Source organism: Streptomyces luteireticuli, assembly GCF_041519305.1.
In the GTDB taxonomy this organism is placed as follows: domain Bacteria; phylum Actinomycetota; class Actinomycetes; order Streptomycetales; family Streptomycetaceae; genus Streptomyces; species Streptomyces luteireticuli.
This window is the reverse complement of record NZ_CP167927.1, coordinates 3,888,090-3,909,066: the sequence shown is the minus strand read 5'-3', so window position 1 is coordinate 3,909,066 and position 20,977 is coordinate 3,888,090. Positions and strand designations below refer to the sequence as shown.

16 protein-coding genes and 1 pseudogene are annotated in these 20,977 nt (G+C 73.7%); 10 read left to right on the top strand and 7 right to left on the bottom strand.

Annotation, left to right across the window (positions count from 1 at the left end):
* Positions 1-407: 407 nt before the first annotated feature.
* The 4 genes and pseudogenes from AB8735_RS17140 to AB8735_RS17125 form a co-directional block, all read left to right on the top strand.
* Positions 408-1,670: pseudogene (locus AB8735_RS17140) on the top strand (serine/threonine-protein kinase); the annotation flags it as partial.
* A gap of 244 nt (positions 1,671-1,914) precedes the next feature.
* Positions 1,915-4,218, top strand: coding sequence for a protein kinase (locus tag AB8735_RS17135; protein ID WP_372408289.1), 2,304 nt, complete (start codon positions 1,915-1,917; stop codon positions 4,216-4,218).
* 410 nt (positions 4,219-4,628) lie between these two features.
* Positions 4,629-5,096 carry an ATP-binding protein gene (locus AB8735_RS17130; RefSeq protein ID WP_372408286.1) on the top strand — a complete coding sequence of 156 codons (468 nt, stop codon included), beginning with the start codon at positions 4,629-4,631 and terminating at the stop codon, positions 5,094-5,096.
* A gap of 535 nt (positions 5,097-5,631) precedes the next feature.
* Entirely contained in the window at positions 5,632-6,870 is a 1,239-nt protein-coding gene (locus AB8735_RS17125) for a hypothetical protein (protein ID WP_344032301.1), read from the top strand.
* Between the two features lie 86 nt (positions 6,871-6,956).
* Here AB8735_RS17125 and AB8735_RS17120 read toward each other — a convergent pair whose 3' ends face one another.
* A complete protein-coding gene (locus AB8735_RS17120; protein WP_344032299.1) occupies positions 6,957-7,604 on the bottom strand; it encodes a TetR family transcriptional regulator in 648 nt (215 codons plus the stop codon).
* Between the two features lie 443 nt (positions 7,605-8,047).
* Here AB8735_RS17120 and AB8735_RS17115 point away from each other — a divergent pair, with 443 nt between their 5' ends.
* Entirely contained in the window at positions 8,048-8,854 is an 807-nt protein-coding gene (locus AB8735_RS17115; RefSeq protein WP_372411865.1) for a VOC family protein, read from the top strand.
* A gap of 184 nt (positions 8,855-9,038) precedes the next feature.
* Positions 9,039-11,420 carry a PQQ-binding-like beta-propeller repeat protein gene (locus tag AB8735_RS17110; RefSeq protein ID WP_372408283.1) on the top strand — a complete coding sequence of 794 codons (2,382 nt, stop codon included), beginning with the start codon at positions 9,039-9,041 and terminating at the stop codon, positions 11,418-11,420.
* Between the two features lie 193 nt (positions 11,421-11,613).
* Here the strand turns inward: AB8735_RS17110 and AB8735_RS17105 are convergent, their stop codons facing one another.
* The 3 genes from AB8735_RS17105 to AB8735_RS17095 all read right to left on the bottom strand — a co-directional run bounded on the left by AB8735_RS17105 (position 11,614) and on the right by AB8735_RS17095 (position 15,466).
* A complete protein-coding gene (locus AB8735_RS17105) occupies positions 11,614-11,826 on the bottom strand; it encodes a hypothetical protein (protein WP_372408281.1) in 213 nt (70 codons plus the stop codon).
* 275 nt (positions 11,827-12,101) lie between these two features.
* Positions 12,102-12,287, bottom strand: a complete 186-nt coding sequence (locus AB8735_RS17100; protein WP_344023951.1) for a hypothetical protein — start codon at positions 12,285-12,287, stop codon at positions 12,102-12,104.
* A gap of 248 nt (positions 12,288-12,535) precedes the next feature.
* Positions 12,536-15,466, bottom strand: coding sequence for a BTAD domain-containing putative transcriptional regulator (locus tag AB8735_RS17095; RefSeq protein ID WP_372408278.1), 2,931 nt, complete (start codon positions 15,464-15,466; stop codon positions 12,536-12,538).
* A gap of 675 nt (positions 15,467-16,141) precedes the next feature.
* Here AB8735_RS17095 and AB8735_RS17090 point away from each other — a divergent pair.
* Complete coding sequence (locus AB8735_RS17090; RefSeq protein ID WP_372408276.1) at positions 16,142-17,647, top strand: APC family permease; 1,506 nt, start codon at positions 16,142-16,144, stop codon at positions 17,645-17,647.
* A 39-nt stretch (positions 17,648-17,686) separates the two neighbouring features.
* On the opposite strand, the gene AB8735_RS17085 is transcribed toward AB8735_RS17090, so the two are convergent.
* The gene (locus tag AB8735_RS17085; RefSeq protein ID WP_372408274.1) at positions 17,687-18,058 is read right to left on the bottom strand and encodes a hypothetical protein; all 372 of its coding nucleotides are present in this window, start codon (positions 18,056-18,058) and stop codon (positions 17,687-17,689) included.
* Positions 18,059-18,200: 142 nt separating this feature from the next.
* On the opposite strand from AB8735_RS17085, the gene AB8735_RS17080 reads away from it, so the two are divergent.
* The 3 genes from AB8735_RS17080 (at position 18,201) to AB8735_RS17070 (ending at position 20,142) form a co-directional block, all read left to right on the top strand.
* Complete coding sequence (locus AB8735_RS17080) at positions 18,201-18,974, top strand: MerR family transcriptional regulator (RefSeq protein ID WP_372408271.1); 774 nt, start codon at positions 18,201-18,203, stop codon at positions 18,972-18,974.
* The gene (locus tag AB8735_RS17075; RefSeq protein WP_344024102.1) at positions 18,971-19,117 is read left to right on the top strand and encodes a hypothetical protein; all 147 of its coding nucleotides are present in this window, start codon (positions 18,971-18,973) and stop codon (positions 19,115-19,117) included. Before AB8735_RS17080 ends, AB8735_RS17075 begins: the two co-directional genes overlap by 4 nt.
* A 113-nt stretch (positions 19,118-19,230) precedes the next feature.
* Positions 19,231-20,142: a hypothetical protein gene (locus tag AB8735_RS17070; protein WP_372408269.1), complete on the top strand. Its 912-nt coding sequence runs from the start codon at positions 19,231-19,233 to the stop codon at positions 20,140-20,142.
* 13 nt (positions 20,143-20,155) lie between these two features.
* Here the strand turns inward: AB8735_RS17070 and AB8735_RS17065 are convergent, their stop codons facing one another.
* Positions 20,156-20,440, bottom strand: a complete 285-nt coding sequence (locus AB8735_RS17065) for a hypothetical protein (protein WP_372408267.1) — start codon at positions 20,438-20,440, stop codon at positions 20,156-20,158.
* 110 nt (positions 20,441-20,550) lie between these two features.
* A complete protein-coding gene (locus tag AB8735_RS17060) occupies positions 20,551-20,946 on the bottom strand; it encodes a DUF6415 family natural product biosynthesis protein (RefSeq protein WP_372408265.1) in 396 nt (131 codons plus the stop codon).
* Positions 20,947-20,977: the final 31 nt, after the last annotated feature.

Here is a 20,977-nt window from a genome sequence, read left to right as displayed (position 1 = left end):
CGGCGGCCGTGCTTCGGGGTTCCGGCCGCTTCTGACGGTCGGCCATGCCCGGTGGCGCGCGGCCGTCCGGGCAGGAGAACGGCCCGTTCCGGCCGAACCGGGGGGCGCCGTGAGCATCTTGTGACAGCTCGGCGGCCCCGGGAACCGCGTCCCGTGCAACGATGTCCTGTAACAGGAGAGCGGGCAGGGTCGCCATCGCACACCGTCGTCGGCGCCATGACGGTGCAGCACGGTGCGGCCACGGCCGCCGTGATGCGCGATGAGGCACTGCGCGTCGGTATGCGCTCATCATCCATGGTCACATCCGTGGTCTGACGGACCCTGGCCTTCCACTGGTCGGCGGATGAGAGACAATGGTCGCTCTGCCGGGGTCGGTTGGTCGCAGAGCTGAACGCCAGAGGGGACGCATGTCGGACGCGGAGCAGACGCAGGGCACGACCGGGCGCCTCCTCGCCGGGCGTTACCGTCTCGGTGACGTGCTCGGCCGGGGCGGCATGGGCACGGTCCACCGCGCCACCGACGAGACCCTGGGACGTGTCGTCGCGGTCAAGGAACTGCGCTTCCCGGCCAACATCGACGAGGACGAGAAGCGCCGGCTGATCACCCGTACCCTGCGCGAGGCCAAGGCCATTGCCCGCATCCGCAGCTCCGGCGCCGTCACCGTCTACGACGTCGTCCACGAGGACGACCGCCCGTGGATCGTCATGGAGCTCATCGAGGGCCGCTCGCTCGCCGACGTCATCCGCGAGGACGGGCCCCTGAAGTGGCGGCGCGCCGCCGAAGTGGGCCTGGCCGTCCTCGACGTGCTGCGCGCGGCGCACCTCCAGGGCATCCTGCACCGCGACGTGAAGCCGTCCAACGTCCTCATCGCGGACGACGGCCGCGTCGTCCTCACCGACTTCGGCATCGCCCAGGTCGAGGGCGACCCCTCCGTCACCTCGACCGGCATGCTCGTCGGCGCCCCCTCGTACATATCCCCCGAGCGGGCCCGCGGCCAGAAGCCCGGCCCGCCCGCCGACCTGTGGTCGCTGGGCGGCCTGCTGTACGCGGCCGTCGAGGGCGCGCCGCCGTACGACAAGGGGTCGGCCATCGCCACCCTGACCGCCGTCATGACCGAGCCGCTCGGCCCGCCGAAGAACGCGGGCCCGCTCGAAGGCGTCATGTACGGGCTGCTCGCCAAGGACCCGCAGAAGCGGCTCGACGAGGCGGGCGCCCGGGCGCTGCTCACCGAGGCCGTCAACGCGCCGGACGAGCGGCCGCCCGCGCGTTCCCGGACGACCGCGGACCCGGAGGTCACGCAGGCCATCGCCGTACCGAAGACGCCGGAGAAGCCGGCCCGTCCGGCCGCCTCCGCGGGCCCCGCCGCGGCGGGCCGCCCGGCGGCGTCCGCCTCCGCGCCCGCCCCGCGCAAGCAGACCGCGAAGAAGCCGGAGGGCCAGTCCGCCTTCCGCCCGCTGCGGGACGCCACCCCCTCGGGCTCGGCCCGCACCGAGGCGGATCCGCAGCCGCAGCCGCCGCTGAGCGGCGCCTACACCGAGACCCTGGTCCGGATGAGGGTCCCGGCGCAGCGGCGTGTGCTGCTCGCCGTGCTCGCCGTTGTCGTGCTGGCCGTCATCGGCACGGTAATCGTCATCGCCGTCAAGCACGGCGGTGGTTCGGGCAACGACGGCCTGCGGCAGCTCGTGCCGGTCCACGCGCCCGCCGCGTCCGGGTGAGGTCCGACGGCTGACGTCCGCCGGGCAACGAGTCCGACGATCTGAGCGGTAAGGGCCCTGTGGGCTGCGTCCGGCACGTATCGTGAGATGTCGGGGACGGTACGCAGCCACAACCGACGTCCGGCGGAACGCCGTTGACGGACGGTCGGGTCGGTCGGCCCAGGGGATGCAGGGACATCGCGCGCTTTGGGGAGGCGTCGTGGACGACTACGCGGGCCGGGTGCTCGCCGACCGGTATCGCCTGCCGCTGCCCCCCTCCGATGCGTTCGAGCTCGTCGAGACACGGGCGTTCGACACCTACAGCGGGCAGGAGGTCCTGGTCCGGCAGATCCCGCTGCCCGAGGTGGTGGACGCCGAGCTCGTCGACGAGGACGGCGACCGGCCGCGGTCCGGCCGCCCGCGCACCCTCGCCGGGCCCGCGGACCCGGCGGTCCGCCGCGCCCTGGAGGCCGCGACGGCCGCGGCGCGGATCCCCGACCACCCGCGCCTGGACCAGGTGTTCCACGTCTTCGCCGAGGCGGGCAGCCTGTGGATCGTCAGCGAACTGGTCTCCGCCCGCCCCCTCGCCGCGGTCCTCGCCGAGCGCGCCCTCTCCCCCCACCGCGCCGCGGAGGTGGCCGCCGACGTCCTCACCGCCCTCCGTGCCCTCCACGCCCAGGGCTGGACCCATCGCAACATCACCACGCGCACGGTCCTGATCTGCGAGGACGGCCGCGCCGTCCTGACGGGCCTGGCGGCGGGGGCGGCGGAGGAGGCGCTGTGCGGCTACGACCCGGTGCCGGGCGCCGCGCGCGAGGGGAGCGGCAACCCCGGCAACCCCGGCAGCCCCGGTAACCCCGGCGGCCGCGCGGAGCGCGGGGGAGCCCCGGTGGAAGGGCAGGACCGGGGCACGGCCCCGCCCCGGCACTCCCCGCGCACGGACCCCCGCCGCGGCCCCCGCGCCCACGCCATCGCCGCCTACCGCGCCGGAACCAAGGCCGCCGCGGCCGCCCGGGCCGCGGCGGCCGACGGCAACGGCGGCACCCGCCCCCCGACCGGCGCCTCCCCCTGGGGCGGCGGCACCGCCGCCAGCGGCACCGCCCCGGCCCCGGGAGCCTGGAACGCGGACGCCCTGGTCCGCGGCGCGAACCCCGCGGCGTCCCCTGCCGAGGGCCCCGCCGAGCCCCCTGCCGAGCCCCCCGTCCGGGGCACCGGCTGGGCCACCCAGGACTCCCCCGGCGCCCTCGCCGCCGAGCGCGCGCGGCAGGCCCGGATGCTCGTCGTCGGTCCCGTCACCGAGCGCTGGGCGCCCGAACAGGCCTGGCCCGTCCGGGAGAACTGGCAGCTCGCCCCGCCCGTCGGCCCCGCCGCCGACCTCTGGGCCCTGGGCGCCCTGCTGTTCCGTGTCGTGCAGGGCCACCCGCCGTACCCGGAGGACAGCACCGCCGACCTGGTCCAGCTCGTCTGCTCCGAGCCCCCCGCGTACGCGGAGGAGTGCGGCGCGCTCCGACCCGTCGTCGAGTCGCTGATGCGCAAGGACCCGGAAGAACGGCCGGATTTCGAGGAGTTGCGCGGCTGGCTGCGGTCCCTGATCCGGTCCGCCCCGGAGCCGGACGTCGGCAGCCGTACGGTCACGGTCCCGTCGTTCGCCCCGGGCCCCGGCGCTCCGGGCACTCCCGGCTTCGCCGCGGAGACGACCGCCGCCCGCGGCACCGCCCGGCTCCCGATCCCCCGCCGCCGCGGCGAGCTGGTGCGCCGCCGGCGCGGCCGGCCCGCAGGGCCCGCCCGGCACCGCAGGGCGGAGCCGGTCGCCGGCTTCGCCGCGGCGGGCCACCTCCAGGAGCAGCACGCCGCCGTCCGGGCGCAGCCCGCCCCGCGGCTCGGCAGACTGCTGCTGGGGGTGATCCTGCTGCTGCTCGTCGGGGCGGTGCTCTACGCGCTGCTGTTCATGCCGCGGGCCTCGGAGAGCGCCGGTGCCGGCCGGGGCGCCGATCGCACGGCGGGCGCGCTGAGCGCCGCTCCGCAAGGGGATCCGCAGGAGGATCCGACGGTCGAAACCAGCGGTGTGGCCAAGGGGTTCACCCTGCGCCGCGACCCCAAGGGCTTCAGCGTCGCCGTCGCCCGCGAGTGGCAGCGCCGCGGGGACAACGCGCGCGGCCAGGTCGTCTACGCGGGCGGCGACTTCGAGTTGATCGTCGTGCCGGGCCGGGACAGGACCGCCGAGTTCGGCACCGACCCGATGGCCTACCAGCAGGAGCGGGAGCCCGAGCTGGAGGCGTACCGCTCCTCGTCCTGGTCGGGCGCCTCCGGCCTGCGCCGGGTGGACGTCGGCCGGACCGCGGGCGCGGAGGGCGCCTTCAACTGGAACGACAGCAGCGGCCGTCAGGTCTATGTGCGCAACTCCGCGGTGATCATGGGCGGTCGGTACCACGTGCTGCAGGTGCTCGGTCCGATGGACGGACAGCGTTCCGTGGACACGTTTTTCGACCAGGCCTCCGCCACGTACCGTGCCGACGGCAATTGACGGAGCGCCAGGCATCGGACCGGCGATCTCAAGATCGATTCGCGCGGCGCGCTCGGTAATCGTCCGGAAATTCGCTCGGGCGAAATTCTGAGCGACAAAATCGCGGAATGTAATCGCCTCGCCTGAATTACCCCGGTCGGTCCGGCGAAATAACCACGCTGTGTTGCCGTGGAGTGGTGTTCTGCGCGTAAGTCGTCACGCAACGGAGTAAGGTGCGGGCTCGGACTTCCTCCCCGTGAGCGCGTGCGTGCCGTAGGGCGTCGCGGCATTCATACTCCTTTGCTCAGGAATGTGTCTGAAGCGCTTGTTGGGGTAGTTGTGCGTCAACGGGGTTGTGGGGAAAGGGAGTCACGAGACGTGGCCCTTGGAGACGCGAGGCGTTGTGTCCGCCGGTTCGGATGGTGTGAGCGGTGCAGGTGCTTCAGGTGCAGATGGAGGTCGGGGTCGATCCCTCGGAGGTGGGGCGGGCCCGCAGGTGGGCGAGGTCGCGGCTGGCCGGTTGCGGGATAGGGCTGGACGACTCGCTCGCGGAGGCGCTGATCCTGGTGATCTCCGAGCTGGTGACCAACGCCGTGGTGCACACGGGGTGTCCGGCCGTGCTGCGGATGTTCTTCCCCGGGGGCACGGTCCGCGTCGAGGTCGCCGACTTCAGCGCCCGGCCGCCGCGTCGGCGGTGCGCCGGCGGCGACGAGACGGGCGGCCGTGGCCTGGAGCTGGTGGACGGCCTCGCCGACCGGTGGGGCTGGCAGCCCGAGGGGGCGGGCAAGAGCATCTGGTGCGAGATCGACCGCAGGCCCGGCGCCTCGGGTCCGGCGCCCGCACTGCCCTTGTGGGGCGGCGCTTTTGAGCCACACCGCGTACTCACAAATGGGGCGTAGGCGGCAAAGTCCAGACCAGGTGTTGACGTGAAGTGTTCACGTGATCACTCTTGGATGCAGCGATTCGTTGCGAGGGGACGCCGAGACACCCGGGTGACCCGGGGCGACTTGGCGAGTGCGGGTCGCGAACCGGCGCGACGGCAGGGCTTCCGGCGCCGGAGTCGGTGGGCGGCGTGCGGTGCCGTGCTCGGGGTGCGCATCTGTACGCCGCCGCTGACGGGTCCGGGCGGATGGCTCGTAACTGCCCCTGGAATGACGCGATCTGTGATGCGCGCCACACTTTTCGGTGCCTGTCGTCCGCGAGGGCGCCCGCCTCCGTCTTCCCGGGCGGCGGTCCCGTGCCCGCGGGGTCGTGTGCACCTCCGGCCGAAGCTTCGCGTCGAGTGTCCACATTCGGCATGAGAAGAACCATTCGGCAAGAATGACCCTTTCTGGCATCCTCGTCGCCGTCCGCGGCGTGAGGGCCGTCTCGGAACCCCTCGCCAACGGAACCTCATGGCCGTCGGGGGAATCATTCTTGGAGAGAGGGGCGGATATGACACAGCAGGCTGAGCCGGGCTCGATACCGGACGCGAAGTCCGCCGCGGCGGAGTCCGCGTCGGCCGGGACGGGCGGCGCGAAGCGCGCGCCCGCGCGGCGCGACGACGCCCCTGCTTCCGCCGGGTCCCCCGCTCCTGCCGGGACGGCCGCGTCCGCGGCGGGTGACGGGTCCGACGCGGACGGCGTACCCGTCGCGGCCGCCGGATCAGGTACGGGCGAGGCCCCCGAGTCCCCAGCGGACGCCGCGGCGGGCGAGGCCGCCAGGACCGCCGGTCCGGCCGAGCCCGCCGAGCCTGCCGAGTCCACGGACTCCGCCCACTCCGACGGCTTCGGGGCGGCCTTCTGTGCCTCCATGGCCACCCTCTGCGCCGAGTTCGTGGTCGCGGCGACCGCCGGGGTCCTCGTCCTCCTCGCCCGGGAGCACGACGGGCTGCCGAACACCCCGCTGACCGCCGCCGCCGTCGGCCTCGGCGCGCTGCTGCTGACCGTGCTGCTCAGCGGGTTCATCACCGCGGCGGCCGTCATGCCCGCGCTCGCCCTGGCCCGCCGGGCCGGCCGTCGCCCGGGGCGGGCGGGGGCCCTCGGCGCCCGGCCCGTGGTCGCCGTGCCCGTCGTCGCCGCGGCCGCGGTGGCCGTCTTCGGCGCCGTCGCGGCCCTGGGCAGCCTGTCCTTCGCCCGCCCGCTGTCGTACCTGCTCTGGTGGGCCGCGCTCACCGTCGGCCTGCTGCCGCCCGCCCTCGCCGCCCGCGCCGCCGCGCGCCGGTACCGCGAGGGGCGGGCCGGCAGCGTCGCCCGGCGGGTGACGCTGGGCGGCGCCGTCGCCTGGCTGGCCGTCGGCGCGATGGGCGCGACGGTCTACGGGACGGGGCTGGTCGACGTCTACCGGCCGCCGAGGCTCCACAAGTCGGACATCGCCGGCCTCTGGGACGACGGCCGGAACGGCAGCGTGATGCTGGAGAAGGGCGGCCGCGCCCTCGCCAAGGGCCTGGACAACTTCGACTGGGACGGCATGGGCAAGCCCCGGTCGAAGGACTGCGACGGCTCGGGCCGCTGGGCGCCGCTGAGGGACGGCGGGAAGATCGTCGGGGTGTCCCTGCAGATAGACGCCTGCGAATTCCGGAAGAACTGGAGCGTGAGCGGGACGACGAAGGAGCCGCGGCTCTTCCACGAGATAGGGAAGCAGGGCTCCGGCAAGAAGTATGTGCTGACGAAGGTCGTCAAGAAGAAGCACTGAGAAGGAGGACGGGCCGCCGGGGACGCTCCCGGCGGCCCGCCGCCGCGATGACAGGACGTGCGTACGGCACGCGTACGGCCGCCGCGTTATTTGACCGGCTTCTTGCCGGTGATGCCCAGGTGCACCAGCAGCGCGAGATTCGGCTTGAGGTCGGCCTGTTTCACGCCCCAGGTGGTGAAGCCCTTCTGGTGCGAGGCGACCGCCGCCAGCATGGTGACCAGCGAGCCCGCCACCGCTCCCGGACTGACGTCCTTGTCCACCTTCTTCTTGGCCTGGAGTTCCTTGACCGATTCCGTCAGGGAGTTGGTGACGGCGTTGAGGATCTTCATGCGGATCTTGTAGAACCGTTTGTCGCCCTCGGCCGCGCCCAGGTCGATGACGCGCAGGATCGCGTCGTTGCGCCGCCAGAAGGCGAGGAAGCCGTCCACCAGTTCCTCGGCGGCCTGTTTGCCCGCCTTTCCGGCCCAGGAGCGCCCGGCGACCAATTGCGTCAGACCCGCGCCCTCGGCCGCCACCTCCTCGGCGAGCTCCAGGACGGCGCCCTCGACGTCCGGGAAGTACTGGTAGAAGGTCGCGGGCGAGGTGCCGGCCCGCCGGGCGACGTCGATGACCTTGACGTCGCGGTAAGGAGAGGAGCTGAGCATTTCGCCGAGGCAGTCGAGCAGCTTCTGCCGCGTCGCCTGACCACGCCTGCCGGCCACCCGGCCGTCGACGGTGCGTACTTGTCCTGTCATGCCGTCAGCTTACCGAGGGGTGATCGGAGCGCGATTCGGTCGCGTGCAAATGGGGACGGGGGTGCCGGACGGGGTTGTTGTGCAGGTCAGCGGGGTTTTCGCGGGCGGAAATGAGAACGTTCGGGGATTGGCCCGTACCGGTGAATTGTCTTATCGGAACGCCATGGCCGGGAGCCTTTCCGGACGCTGTTCCCGGCCCGCTTTCCGGGGCCTTCCGCATGCCTTCCGCGCTCCTTCGGCACGCCTTCGCCGGCGCTTTGCGGCCGCTGCCGCCGACCGGGCGGGATCGGCACCGCGCCGATACCGTGGCTGCTGCGGCACCCCGCGCGGCCGAACGGTCCGCGGACGGCCGCGCGGTCGCGCAGAGCCGCCGCCGCGCGAAGCTGCTGAAGGAGGCGGCGTCCATGGGCGAGGCAGACGAGGCGGCCGAGGCGGGCGGGTCCATGGACACCGGCCCGGACACCGGCCCGCGGTCCGCGCCGTGCTGGGCGGACGTCATGCTGCCCGACGTCGAGGCGGGCAAGCGCTTCTACGGAGGGCTCTTCGGCTGGACCTTCCGGGACGCCGGACCCGAATACGGCTCGTACACCGAGGCGTTCCAGGACGACCGGGCCGTCGCCGCCCTCGCGCCCAAGCCCGACGGCCGGATGCCCACCACGTGGAACGTCTACTTCTCCTCCGCCGACGCCGCCGCGACCGCCCGGCGGATCACGGCGGCGGGCGGGCAGGTCGTCACCGGCCCGTTCACCGTCGGCCCGTTCGGCACGATGCTGCTCGCCGCCGACCCCGGCGGCGCCGTCCTCGGCGTCTGGCAGGCCGGCACCCATCACGGCTTCGGGGAGCTCGGCGAGCCGGGGTCGTTCGCGTGGACCGAGGTGTACACCCGGGACGCGGCGGCCGTGGACACCTTCTACGAGCGGGTGTTCGGGCTCGTCGCGCATGTGCTGGACAGCGAGGAGGCGACGGCGGACGACTACGCGCTGTGGACGCCCGCGGGGCTGCCGCCCGGTCCGGAGCACGCGGTCGGCGGACGGGCCGTCATGGGCGGGGACTTCCCCGAGATGATGCCCGCGCACTTCCTCGTCCACTTCGCCGTCGCCGACTGCGACGCCGCCGCGGCGGCCGCCGGGCGGCTGGGCGGCCGCGTCCGGCGCGCCCCCGAGAACGCCCCGTACGGGCGGTTCGCGGTGCTGACCGACAGTCAGGGCGCGGACTTCGCCGTGCTGGAGACGGCGGCTCCACCGCGCTGACCGGCGACGGGAGGACGGGACCGGACGTTCCGGTTTCGACATGGACACGCCGAAGCGTGACCCGGGTTCGCAACCGGGGCTCCGGCCAGGGAGAATCAGGGCGCGTACCCCGGGATAATTCGCGGTGAGACGCTGCACGGGGCTGAACGACCCTTCAAGCCCCCACGGGGAGGTGGCAGGCCAGTTGGAGCAGCTTACGCAGCACGACCCGAGACGGATCGGCCCGTTCGAGGTGCTCGGCAGGCTCGGAGCCGGTGGCATGGGACTGGTCTATCTCGCCCGCTCGGCCTCGGGCCGGCGGGTGGCGATCAAGACGGTGCGCACGGAGCTCGCCGAGGACCAGCTCTTCCGTGTCCGCTTCACCCGTGAGGTGGAAGCGGCGCGGGCGGTCAGCGGCTTCTACACGGCCGCGGTCGTCGACGCCGATCCGCGCGCGGCCGTGCCCTGGCTCGCCACCGCGTACGTCCCGGCGCCCTCCCTGGAAGAGATCATCAACGAGTGCGGGCCGCTCCCGGCCCAGGCCGTGCGCTGGCTGGCGGCCGGCATCGCCGAGGCGCTCCAGTCGATCCACAGCGCGGGGCTGGTCCACCGCGACCTCAAGCCGTCCAACGTCCTCGTGGTCGAGGACGGGCCGCGCGTCATCGACTTCGGCATCGCCTCCGGGGTGTCCAACACCCGGCTGACCATGACCAACGTCGCCGTCGGCACGCCCGCGTACATGTCCCCCGAGCAGGCCCGGGACTCCCGCAGCGTCACCGGCGCCAGCGACGTCTTCTCGCTCGGCTCCACGCTCGTCTTCGCGGGCACCGGCCACGCCCCCTTCCACGGCGCCAACCCGGTCGAGACCGTCTTCATGCTGCTGCGCGAGGGCCCCGACCTGAGCGGCCTGCCGGACGAGCTGCGGCCGCTCATCGACTCCTGCATGCAGATGGCGGCCGAGCACCGGCCCACCCCCGCGGACCTCCAGGCGCAGCTCGGCCCGCACCTGTTCGCCTCCGGCGGGGGCGACGACAGCGGCACGGCCTCGGCCTGGCTGCCGCCGGACGCCGTCTCGCTCATCGAGCACCGCCGGGCCGGGCACCGGCCCGCCGCCTCCGCCCCCGCCCGTGGCGCCTCCCGGCCCGCGACCCCGCCGCGCCCTGCACGGCCCCCGGCCGCCCCGTCCTACGAGCCGTCGAGGGCGCCCGCTGCCCCCGGCTGGGCCGATCCGCGCGGCGGCCCGGCCGCGGCGCCCGCTCCGGCCCCCGTCGCCCAGGGGCGGCACGCGGCGGCGCCCGTCTCCACCGCGGACGGTGCCGTGCGGCTGCCCGGCGCCCAGGTGCCGATCGGCCCGGGGCCGCGCGTCGCGGACGCCCGCGAGCCGTACGCGGCGCCCGGCGCGTCCTGGGTGCGCCCGCCGGGCGCCACCGCGGCCCCCGTCGCGCCCGAGGCGGCCGTCAACTCCACGGTGGACCCGTCCCGTTGGCGCCCCTGGCGGTTCCGTATGTCCAACGACGTCTGGGGCACCCCGGTCGTCGCCGGCGACCTGGTGTACGTCACCTCCTTCGAGGTGCACGCCCTCGATGTGGCCAGTGGGCGGCGCCAGTTCAAGACCCGGGACGTCGCCTGGGCCATGGCCGTCGCCGACGGCCGCATACACGCCTCCGACGGGCCCACGCTCTACGCCCTCGACGCCGCCGACGGCACCGAGCGCTGGCGCCTGTCCACCGACGGCTGGGTGTACTCCCTGAGCGCGGACCGGGGCACGGTCGTCACCGGCACCCGCGGCGGCGGCGCCCAGGCGTGGGAGGCCGCCACCGGCGAACTGCTGTGGGAGACGGGCGGCCTGCAGACCGACTTCGAGACCCCCGACTGCGGGCCCGCCGTCCACGACGGCACCGCCTTCGTCTGGTCCGACGGCCGGCTGCGCGCCCTCGACGCCCGCAGCGGCACGGAGCGCTGGTCCTACCCGGTCGGCGACGCCGCGTCCTGCGGCGGCGTCCCGGTGCGCCTGCACTCCGCCCCCGACGGCGTCGTCTACATCGCCGCCGGCACCCGCCTGCTGGCCGTCGACGCCGCCCGCGGCGATGTGCGCTGGCGCTTCGAGGCCCCGGCGGTCTTCCTCGGCCCGCCCGCCTGGTCGGCCGGCGGCGTCTACGCGGCCGACTACCTCGGCACCGTCTACGCCCTGGACGCCGCGAGCGGCCACGAGCGCTGGCGCATCGCGACCGAGGCCCGCCAGTCCACCGCGCCCGTGCTCGTCGCGAACGGCCTGGTCCACCTGGGCAGCGGCGGCGCCCTCTACACCCTGGACGCCGCCACCGGCACCCCGCGCTGGCGGTTCGCCGCCGGCGGCGAGATCGTCGGCTCCCCCGCCGTGGCCGACGGCCGCGTCCACTTCGGCTCCGCCGACCACTGCCTCTACGCCCTCGACGCGGCGGGCGGCCAGCTCCGCTGGAAGCTCGCCACCGGCGGCGAGATCACGGGCACCCCCCTGGTCGTCGGCGGCGTCGTCTACGCCTGCAGCAAGGACCGCTGCGTCTACGCCCTGGACGCGGCGAAGGGAACGGGGCAGGCGCGGCGGTGAGTCGGGCGTACGGGGCACCCGCGTGACCAGCGGGGACCCCGGCGCAGCGGGCGGAGTCCGCGGCGGGTGTTTTTCCGGCGTGCCCGGGACGCGAAAGCTGTTCGGACAGGAACGAGTCCTGCCCGGGCCCGGCGGACACGGAGGGGCCCCTCGGACCAGAGATGTCCGAGGGGCCCCTCCGTGCGGGCAGTGGTCAGAGCTCCATGCTGCCGACGTGGTGATCGTCCGCGCTCGTGGCGGTGTCGATGACGTCGCCGGAGGAGGCCGGCACCACACGGGCGGCGCTCTGCACGGATCCCGTGTGGTTGTCGGCAGCGGCCGGCAGGGCGCCCAGGGCCGTCGCGGCGCCGACGATGGCGAACACGGCCAAGGCCTTCTTGGCGCGAGTGGTTGTCCTGCGGGTCATGGAGGCTCCTTTTGCTCGGGGGTTTCGGGGGGCTTGCGATGTCACTTCTCTCCGGATCTCTCCGGAAGTCGCCCGGGCGTCTCCGGGCCAACAGAAATGCCGGCATCGGCGGCTCCCCCTCCGTGCCGCCGATGCCGGCCTCTGCTGTGTGCCGGCCGACGAAGCTCCCTGTCCCCCCGCGCACCGGGACTTCGCCGTGCCGAGCCCGGGCTCGGGAAGCTCCCGGAGTGTGCCGGGAGCTTCCGTCGCCCAGGGGCCTGACGGACCGGGCCGGTTCAGACCGGCTCGGAACCCGCGTGGTTGTCGTCCGGAGAATCCGTGAGCTTCTGCACCTTGGGCTTCAGCGGCGCGGTACCGACCTCCGTTGCGTTCGCGGTACCGATGCCTGCTGCGTTGTTCGTGATCTGGCCGTCCTGCTGTGGCGCGGGCAGAGTGGGGTTGAGCTGGTTGTTGTCGCTCATGGTCGTTCAACTCCATCGAAAAGTGCGAGTCGTGCAGTACGACGGGGATTGCGACACCCGCCCGGCGACTCCCCCGAGGGCCTCCGGACGGGTGTTTGAGGGTTGTTCACCCTAGTGGTGGCGCACCACACGACCCGTCTGCCCCCCGACGCGACGGATCGACATCACCAAGGATGGCGCGCCCCGATAAACGAATGATGAACGACGGCATGACGAGGGCGAGGACAGAGGGCACGGGCAGAGGGCGCCTAGGCGTTGGCCGGCCTCAGCAGGCCGCGTACCTCGGCCGCCTCCTTCTCGTACCCCAGCTGCTCGAACACGGACAGCGCGTCCGCCCAGCAGGCGTAGGCACGCTCCCTCTGCCCGAGACGGTCGAGGCAGTGGCCGAGTACGGCGAGAATGTCGCCCCTCCGCCATTCTCCGCTGATGCCGCGCAACCGGGCCAGCGCCTGCTCGGCGTGGGAGGCGCCCTGGGCGTGGTTGCCCATGGCGTGGTGGATCTCCGCCATGCGGTAGAGGCTCCAGCCCTCCCACATCCGCTGCCTGTTGCTCCGGAAAATGGACAGGGCCTCCGAGAACTGTGCCAGGGCGCGCTCGTGCTGCTCGGCACTGGCGAGGGCCATGCCGTAGGCGTAGCGGCCGTTGGCCAGCCGCCACGAGACATTGAGGTCGCGGTAGATGCCGAGGCTCTCCTCGGCGAGCCGGACCGCGGAATCCGTTCGTCCGGTGTGTCCGTGGATCCGGGAGAGGTTGCTGAGCGCGCTGGCCGCACCGTTGCGGTTGCCGTCGCTGCGGAACGAGTCCAGGGCCTGGACGCAGTGCGTCTCGGCGTCCTCGTACCGCTGCTGGTAAATGCCGACAATCGCGCGGAAGTTGGAGGCCAGGCAGAGCGGGAACGTGTCGCCGGACTCGTGCGCGAGACGCACCGCCTCCGCGGCCTCTTCATCGGCATCCGCGAACCGCCCTGCGAGGCTGTGGACGTGCGCGAGGATGGTTCGCGCACGGCCCTCCGCCCGGGCGTCCCCCGAAGCCCGGGTGGCGGCCAGCAGGTCGGTGGCCGCCTGCGCGTACATCCGTGAGTAGGTGCCGGACTCGATCAGGTCGTTGAGCGCCTGCAGCAGGTCCACGGCCTTCCTCAGCGGCTCTCCGCTGTCCGACGAGTGCCGTCGTGCGCATGCCAACATGCACCCTGCCTCGGTGTGCAGCCAGTCCGCCCCCGCAGTGCGGTCGGTGAACGTCAGCCCCGGGTGCCGGGTGGGCGTCAGGTGCTTCAGTAATTGATCGCCCGGCCGCTCCAGCACGTACACCCCCGCCGCCGTCGCCAGATAGAAGTCCAGCAGCCGCGACATCGCCGCCTCCCGCTCCTGCGGCGGGTGTTCGTCGCGTTCGGCGCAGGAGCGGGCGTAGAGGCGGACCAGGTCGTGGTAGCGGTAGCGGCCGGGGGCGGCGGATTCGAGGAGGGAGGTGTCGACGAGGGTTTCGAGGAGTTCCTCGGTCTCGTCGGGGTCCAGGTCGAGGACGGCGGCCGCGGCGGCGAGGGAGATGTCGGGGCCGTCGGGGAGGCCGAGGAGGCGGAAGGCCCGGGCCTGGGCGGGTTCGAGCTGGCCGTAGCCGAGTTCGAAGGTCGCCTTGACCGCGAGGTCGCCGGCCCGGAGCTCGTCCAGCCGGCGGCGCTCGTCGCCGAGCTTGCGGGCGAGAACGGAGACGGTCCAGGTGCGGCGGGCCGCCAGGCGCGAGGCCGCGATGCGGATCGCGAGGGGGAGGAAGCCGCAGGCGGCGACGACGTCCATGGCGGCGTCGCGCTCGGCGCCCACCCGCTCCTCGCCGACGATCCGGGTGAAGAGGACCAGCGCCTCCTCGGGGCTCATCACGTCCAGGTCGACGAGATGGGCGCCGGCCAGGTCGACCATCCGCATCCGGCTGGTGACCAGGGCCGCGCAGCCTTCCGTCCCGGGGAGGAGCGGGCGGACCTGGGCCGCGTCCCGGGCGTTGTCGAGCAGGGTCAGGATGCGGCGGCCGTCGAGGGTCGAGCGGTAGAGGGCGGAGCGCTCCTGGAGGCCCTCCGGGATCGCCGAGTCCGGGGTGCCGAGGGCGCGGAGGAACGCGCCGAGCACGGCCTCGGGGTCCGCGACGACCGGGCCCGTGCCCTGGAGGTCGACGTACAGCTGCCCGTCCGGGAAGTGGTTGCGGGCGGCGTGCGCGACGTGCACCGCGAGCGTCGTCTTGCCGACGCCGCCGATGCCGGCGACGGCGGACACCGCCATGATCCGCCCCTCGGCGGTGGCGAGCTGGTGGCTGAGCTCGTCGACGAACGCGGCCCGGCCGGTGAAGTCGGAGACCGTCGCGGGGAGTTGGGCGGGGCGGATGAAGGCCGGGCCGGCGGTGCCGCGGTCCGCGGGGAGGTGCAGGTTGAGGTCCGCGTCGCCGTTGAGGATCCGCTGCTGGAGCTCGGCGAGCTCGGGGCAGGGGTCGACGCCCAGTTCGTCGGCGAGGAGGCGGCGGGTGTCGGTGTAGACGGCGAGGGCCTCCGCCTGCCGCCCGCTGCGGTACAGGGCGAGCATCAGCAGCTCGCGCAGCCGCTCGCGCAGCGGGTGCGCGGCGGTGAGGGCGGTGAGCTCGGAGACGGCCTCGGCGTGGTGGCCGAGCTCCAGGTCGAGGTCGAGGCGGGTCTCCAGCAGGCCGAGCCGCCACTCCTCCAGCCGGGCGCGCTGCGTCTCGGCGTACGGGCCGGGGAGCCCGGCCAGCGGCTCGCCGTCCCAGACCGCCAGGGCCTCGTTGATCAGGGCGCGGGCGCCGCCGCGGTTGCCGTTGGCGCGCGCCTTGTCCGCCTCGGCGGCCAGCCGTTCGGCGGTGTCGGTGTCCAGGCTGCCGACGCCGGTCCGCAGCGCGTACCCGCCCGCCTCGCTGGCCAGCACGTCCGCGTCGGGCCCGAACGCCTTGCGCAGCCGCGAGGCGTAGGTGCGCAGCGCGGCCAGGGCCGCGTGCGGGGGGTCGTCGCCCCACAGCGCGTCCACCAGCTCGGCCGCGGTGGCCGTCCGCCCGCCGCGCAGCAGCAGGGCCGCGAGCAGGGCCCGCTGCTGGGGTGAGCCGGTCCGCACTGTCTCGTCGCCGCGCCACGCGCGGACGGGTCCGAGCACGGCGAAGCGCAACCGCTGCTCGTGCCCTGTGTCCCCGGCCATCGTGACCCCCTGCTCGTCCCCTCGGTGGCACCGGTCAGTCTGCCCTGTTCCGGCCCCCGGCGTCAGCACCGGTCCGGCCCTCTCCGGGGGGACCTCCCGGGGGTATGGATCCCCGGGAGCCGGTGCCGTACGGGGCTCCGGCGGGCCTCCCCGGAGCGGTGTCTTCCCCCGGGGCGGGCCGGGCCGGGACCGGTGTCCGGCGGACCCCCGGTGTCCGGCTGAACAGGACCACCGGCCACAACTCGCCTTATTCGGACCGGGCATTGTACGGCTCCGGATCCGTCGGCGGGACGGCGAGGGGCGGTCGTTCCGTGCGGCGGCGGACCGGGGCGCGGGCGTGCGCCGCCGGTGGGTCCATGGCGATTTGTGCGGTGCGCGCGGACGGCCGGATTGTGACGTCGGATGCTCCAGGGTGTGATGCGGACCTCTTCGGAGGACCCGACCGATGGTGGCCCGGTGGCGGCCCGGCGGAAAATTTTGAACCAGGACAAAAGGGGCAGTGCTGCGAATTCCGCACCTGCCCGACTCGGGGGTTCCACCTGGCTGTTACCTGCCGTAACGCCCGTCGACCCTTCAATTGGCAGGCCAACTGGTGAGTACGGCCGTCAAGTTAAGGGGGCTTTGCGGGAGCGCAATCCTCCGTTCACGGAAACAGCAGGACCTAACGTCCCAGCCATGGCGGATGCAGCAGCGCGCGAGCGCCCTCCCCGGAGCGGGGACACGGTAACGAGCGTCACCGGGGGCGCCGACGGCGTCCGTGCCAAAGGTCTGGGCCGCGGCTCGGTCGGCCTGCTCGGCAGCGCCGTCATCGGCGTCTCGACCGTCGCCCCGGTCTACTGCCTGACCTCCACCCTCGGCCCGACCGCCGGCGAGGTGGGGCTGCACATGCCCGCCGTCTTCCTCGCGGGCTTCCTGCCCATGCTCCTGGTCGCCTTCGCCTACCGCGAGCTCAACAAGGCCGTCCCGGACTGCGGTACGTCCTTCACCTGGTCCGTCCGCGCCTTCGGCCCGCGCGTCGGCTGGATGTGCGGCTGGGGACTGGTCGTCGCCACCATCATCGTCCTCTCCAATCTCGCCGGCGTCGCCACGTCCTTCCTCTACCTCCTCCTCGGCGAACTCACCGGCAGCGACGGCGTCGCGGCCCTCGACGACGACCGGACCGTGCACGTCGTCACCTGCCTCGCGCTCATCGCCGCGGCCACGGCGGTCAGTTACCGCGGCATGACCGCGACCAAGGGCGTGCAGTACACGCTCGTCGCCCTCCAACTCGCCGTCCTGGCCGTCTTCGTGGCCATGGCCCTGGCGAAGGGCCGGGCCATGGACTTCTCCTGGGACTGGATCAACCCCTTCGCCGTCCCCTCCTTCGCCTCCTTCACCGCCGGGCTCTCGCTCTCGATCTTCATGTTCTGGGGCTGGGACGCGTGCCTGACCGTCAACGAGGAGACGGAGGGCAGCGACCGCACGCCCGGCCGGGCCGCCCTGCTCGCCATGGTCGTCCTCATCGGCTCGTACCTGCTCACCGGCATCGCCGCCCAGCGGTACGCCGGCGCGGACCTCGCCGACCCGCGGACCGCGGACAACGTCTTCGCCGCCCTCGCCGAACCCGTCATGGGCCGGGCCCTGGGCGCCCTCCTCTTCGTCGCCGTCCTCGCCTCCGCCGCGGCCAGCCTCCAGACCACCTTCCTGCCCGTCGCCCGCACCGTGCTGGCCATGAGCACCTACGGCGCGCTCCCGCGCTCCTTCGCCGCCGTCCACCCGCGCTTCCGCTCCCCGGGCCGGGCGACGGTCGCGGCGGGCGTCGCCACCGGCGGCTTTTACGCGGTGATGAGCTTCCTCAGCGCGAATGTGCTGGTCGACACCATCTACGCCCTCGGCCTCATGATCTGCTTCTACTACGCGATCACCGCCTTCGCCTGCGCCCGGTTCTTCCGCGCGGAACTGCGCCGCTCGCCGCGCGACGCGCTCTTCAAGGGCGTCCTGCCCGTGCTCGGCGGACTGCTGCTGACGGCCGTCTTCGGCAAGACGCTGTACGACATGTGGAACCCTGCGTACGGGACGGGCAGTTCGGTGTTCGGGGTCGGCGCCGTCTTCGTCATCGGGGTCGGCCTGCTGGTGCTCGGCGGCGTGCTGATGGAGGTCATGCGGCGGAGGAGTCCGGAGTTCTTCCGCGGCGGCCGTTAGGAGGTGCCCTCCGGGGTGCGGAGGGCACGCCCGCCGGACTCACCGGGTGTAGAGCCACCACCACCAGTGATAGTCGTCGTGGTCGTACGACTTCTGGCACTTGTACTCGTGCCACTTGTGGTGGTCCACGCCGTCCTTGCCGGCCTTGCGGCAGGACTGCTCGCTCGGGTAGTGGCCGTGCTTCACCCAGTGGGCCTTCGTGAGCTGCTCGGTCTCCTGCTGCGCGTGCTTCTCCTCCTGTTCGCTCGGGGGGCTGCTCGTGTCGCCGGGCGTGGCACTGCCGGTCGCGCTGCCGGTCGGGCTCGGGGAGTCGTCCGACGGGACCGCGACGGCCGTGCCCGCCGTACCGGCGAACAACAGCCCGGCAGTGGCCACCACCGCCGGTGCGAGGCGGAAGGCCCTCGATTTCATGAGGTTCCCTCTCTGTTGGGCATCTGCCCCGATAGTGGGCGCGGAATCCCGGCCCCGGAACGGCGCGCGGGAGCGGGAACCCGGGGCCGCCCCGCGCGGGCGGGCTTGAACCTCACGCGGCGTGAGGAGGGAGGATCGGGCCATGCACACCACCTGGAAAGTGGGCGCGCTCGCCGAGGCGTCCGGACTGACCGTGCGCACCCTCCACCACTGGGACGCCATCGGTCTCCTCACCCCTTCCCGGCGCACGGCGGGCGGCCACCGCGCCTACACCGAGTCCGACCTCGCCCGCCTCTACCAGGTACTGGCGCTGCGCGGCCTCGGGCTGGGCCTGGAGGCGATCGGCGCCTGCCTGGACGCGGGCGTCGACCCCGTGCGTCTGGTCCGCGACCACCTGACCGAGGTCGAGTCCGCGCTCGCGGCGCTGGAGACGCTGCGGGAGCGGCTGGTGGCCCTCGACGGCGAACTCGCCACCGGCGGAGTGCCGTTGCCCACGCTCCTCGACGTGCTGCGCGCGACCGGCCGGACGGGGCCGGACGGCGAGCGCGTCCTCCGTCGGCACGTCGACGCCGACTCCGTACGGGAGTTGGGCGACCGTGCGTCCGCCCTGGGGCCCGCCGCGCACTACCACCTGGAGGTGGAGTGGCCGGAGCTGTACCGGCGCGCGGAACGCCTCCGCGCGTCCGGGGTGCCGCCGGCGGACGCGGCCGTCCGGCGCCTGGTGGCGCGGATGGACGAGCTGGGCGCGCTGTTCACGGGCGGCGACGCGGGGATCTCGGCCGGGGTGCGGGGCGCCTGGCGCGAGGACCCGGCGGCGATGTCCGGCGACCTGGCCGTGGACGCCGGCGAATACCGCGACCTGGCCGACTACTTGGACGCGGCCCGCCGCGCCGTCCCCGAAGGAGCCCACTCGTGATCGTCCGACTCCTCCCGATGCTGCTGCCGTACGCGCTCTGCTGCCTGCTGGCGGCGGCCGGTGTCCTGCCGACGGGTGTTCTCGTGGCTGTGCCGGTGGCGTTGCTCGTGCTGTCGGCCGCGCAGCGGCGGGGGATGCGCTGATCCTTCCCGGGGCCGTTCACCCGTACGGCGGACAGCTGCCGGTGGGCCGCTTGAGGCGCCCGTCGAGCGGGCAGCGGAAGCTTCCGCGCACCCACCGACCGACGGGAACACCCATGTCCCTTCCCCAGCAGATCCGACCCGGGGACGTCGTCCTCACCCGCGGCACCGAGGCCGTCTCACGGGCCATCTGCCTCATGGACGACTCCGAGGTCAGCCATGCCGCGCTGGCCCTCGGCGACGGCACCCTCGCCGAGGTGACCGGGGAGGGCCTGCACACGATCTCCTTCGCCCGGGCCCGCGAGGGCCACGACCTCGTCGTCGGCCGCACCCTGACCGCGCCCGCGGACATGGCGCCCGTCCTCGGCGTCGCCCGCCGCCACCTCGACGCCGGCCGGACGTCCTACGCGCACCAGCAGATCGTGCTGCTCGCCGTGCTGTGCGTCACCCGCCGCGTCCCACTGCCGCCGGGCGGGCGGCGGTTGGTCCGTACCGTGCTGGACCAGGCGGCCGCCGCCGTGAACGCCATGGCGGAGAGGGGCCGACAGCCCATGATCTGCTCGGAGTTCGTCTTCCGCTGCCATGCCGAGGCGCGGCCGGCGGAGCCGTACGCGCTGAAGGTGGACGCGGACGGCTCCCGCTCCGGCGGGACGCTGCTGGACTGGGCACAGGCGCAGCCCGCCCTGCCGCCGGTTCCGGCCCTCCCCAGGACGGGTCCCTTCTCCCCGGCCGCGGCGGAGGCGGCGCTCGCACCGCTGGTCTCCGCCTACGCGGCGGCCCTGCCGCCCGGCCTGGCCGACCCGTCCGACGAGCAACTCCTCTCCTCCATGGCCGCGTTCGGCGCCGCCCTCCACGGCGGGCCGCTCCCCTCCGACGAGGCCCTGGAGGTGATCCGCGCCAAGGAGGCGGCCCCGGACTTCGTCACCCCCGGGGACCTGCTGCGCAGCCCGTCCCTCACGGAGAGGCTCCGCCTGACCGCCGGAGGACCGCGGCCCGGGCCGTTCGGCGGCCTGCTGCCGCGCGGTTGACGCCCGGCTGTCCTCACCACGTGTACAGCCACCAGTAGACGTGGCGGTACTGGTCGTACTCGCGGTCACAGGAGAACGAGTGCCAGTAGCCGTGGCGTTGGCCCCACTCACCGGCCTTGTAGCACGACCGGTAGTCGCGGTACGGCCCGTATGTGCCGTGCCGTTGCGTCTGCTGCTTGCCGACGACGGTGACGGTCGTCGCGGTGGCTTCCTGCGCGGGTGCGGCGACGGCCGCTCCCGCGGCACCGGCCAGCAGCACTCCCGTGGCGGCCACCGCCACGAAGATCTTCTGTCTCATGGGACGTCCTTCCCGAGCGACGACGCCCGCCCTGATGACGGGCTGGGAACGTCACCGTAGGAAGACCCGTGTCCCGGGCACATGGGAGCGGGGTCCCGGGTGCGTCCCGGTCATTCGTCGAGGCAGTCGACGAGGCGGCGGGCTGTGCGCCCGAGGTCGTCCATGTGCATCGCGGCTGTGGTTCTGCCGGGGGCGGGGACGCGGGCGAGGTCGTCCTCGACGCGGCCGATGACGGCGGTCCACTGGATCCAGGCGCCGGTGCCGCGCTCGGTCAACTCGGCGCGCTGGCGCGCCACATGGAGCATGCGTCGCAGGTGCTCGCGCAGGGCGGCGGTGATCTCGCGGACCTCCGCGGCGCGGGGCGGGCGGGGGCGTACGGCCAGGGCGCGGCGGATGGTGGCGCGGATGGTGACGAGGTCGAGGGGCTCGATGTCGCCGGTCATCATCGGGGTGATGGGCGGGGGTCCCGTCGTGCGGGAGGGGCTGCAATTGTCGGCAGTGGACATGGTGCTCCGAAGCTTCCTTTGGGTCCTGGTG

Excerpts from the sequence above, each read along its gene's own strand:
- AB8735_RS17060 (WP_372408265.1), bottom strand. The coding sequence starts at position 20,946 with ATGTCCACTGCCGACAATTGCAGCCCCTCCCGCACGACGGGACCCCCG.
- AB8735_RS17090 (WP_372408276.1), top strand. The coding sequence starts at position 16,142 with ATGGCGGATGCAGCAGCGCGCGAGCGCCCTCCCCGGAGCGGGGACACG.
- AB8735_RS17125 (WP_344032301.1), top strand. The coding sequence starts at position 5,632 with ATGACACAGCAGGCTGAGCCGGGCTCGATACCGGACGCGAAGTCCGCC.
- AB8735_RS17070 (WP_372408269.1), top strand. The coding sequence starts at position 19,231 with ATGTCCCTTCCCCAGCAGATCCGACCCGGGGACGTCGTCCTCACCCGC.
- AB8735_RS17085 (WP_372408274.1), bottom strand. The coding sequence starts at position 18,058 with ATGAAATCGAGGGCCTTCCGCCTCGCACCGGCGGTGGTGGCCACTGCC.
- AB8735_RS17120 (WP_344032299.1), bottom strand. The coding sequence starts at position 7,604 with ATGACAGGACAAGTACGCACCGTCGACGGCCGGGTGGCCGGCAGGCGT.
- AB8735_RS17080 (WP_372408271.1), top strand. The coding sequence starts at position 18,201 with ATGCACACCACCTGGAAAGTGGGCGCGCTCGCCGAGGCGTCCGGACTG.
- AB8735_RS17105 (WP_372408281.1), bottom strand. The coding sequence starts at position 11,826 with ATGACCCGCAGGACAACCACTCGCGCCAAGAAGGCCTTGGCCGTGTTC.
- AB8735_RS17115 (WP_372411865.1), top strand. The coding sequence starts at position 8,048 with ATGGACACCGGCCCGGACACCGGCCCGCGGTCCGCGCCGTGCTGGGCG.
- AB8735_RS17095 (WP_372408278.1), bottom strand. The coding sequence starts at position 15,466 with ATGGCCGGGGACACAGGGCACGAGCAGCGGTTGCGCTTCGCCGTGCTC.
- AB8735_RS17100 (WP_344023951.1), bottom strand. The coding sequence starts at position 12,287 with ATGAGCGACAACAACCAGCTCAACCCCACTCTGCCCGCGCCACAGCAG.
- AB8735_RS17065 (WP_372408267.1), bottom strand. The coding sequence starts at position 20,440 with ATGAGACAGAAGATCTTCGTGGCGGTGGCCGCCACGGGAGTGCTGCTG.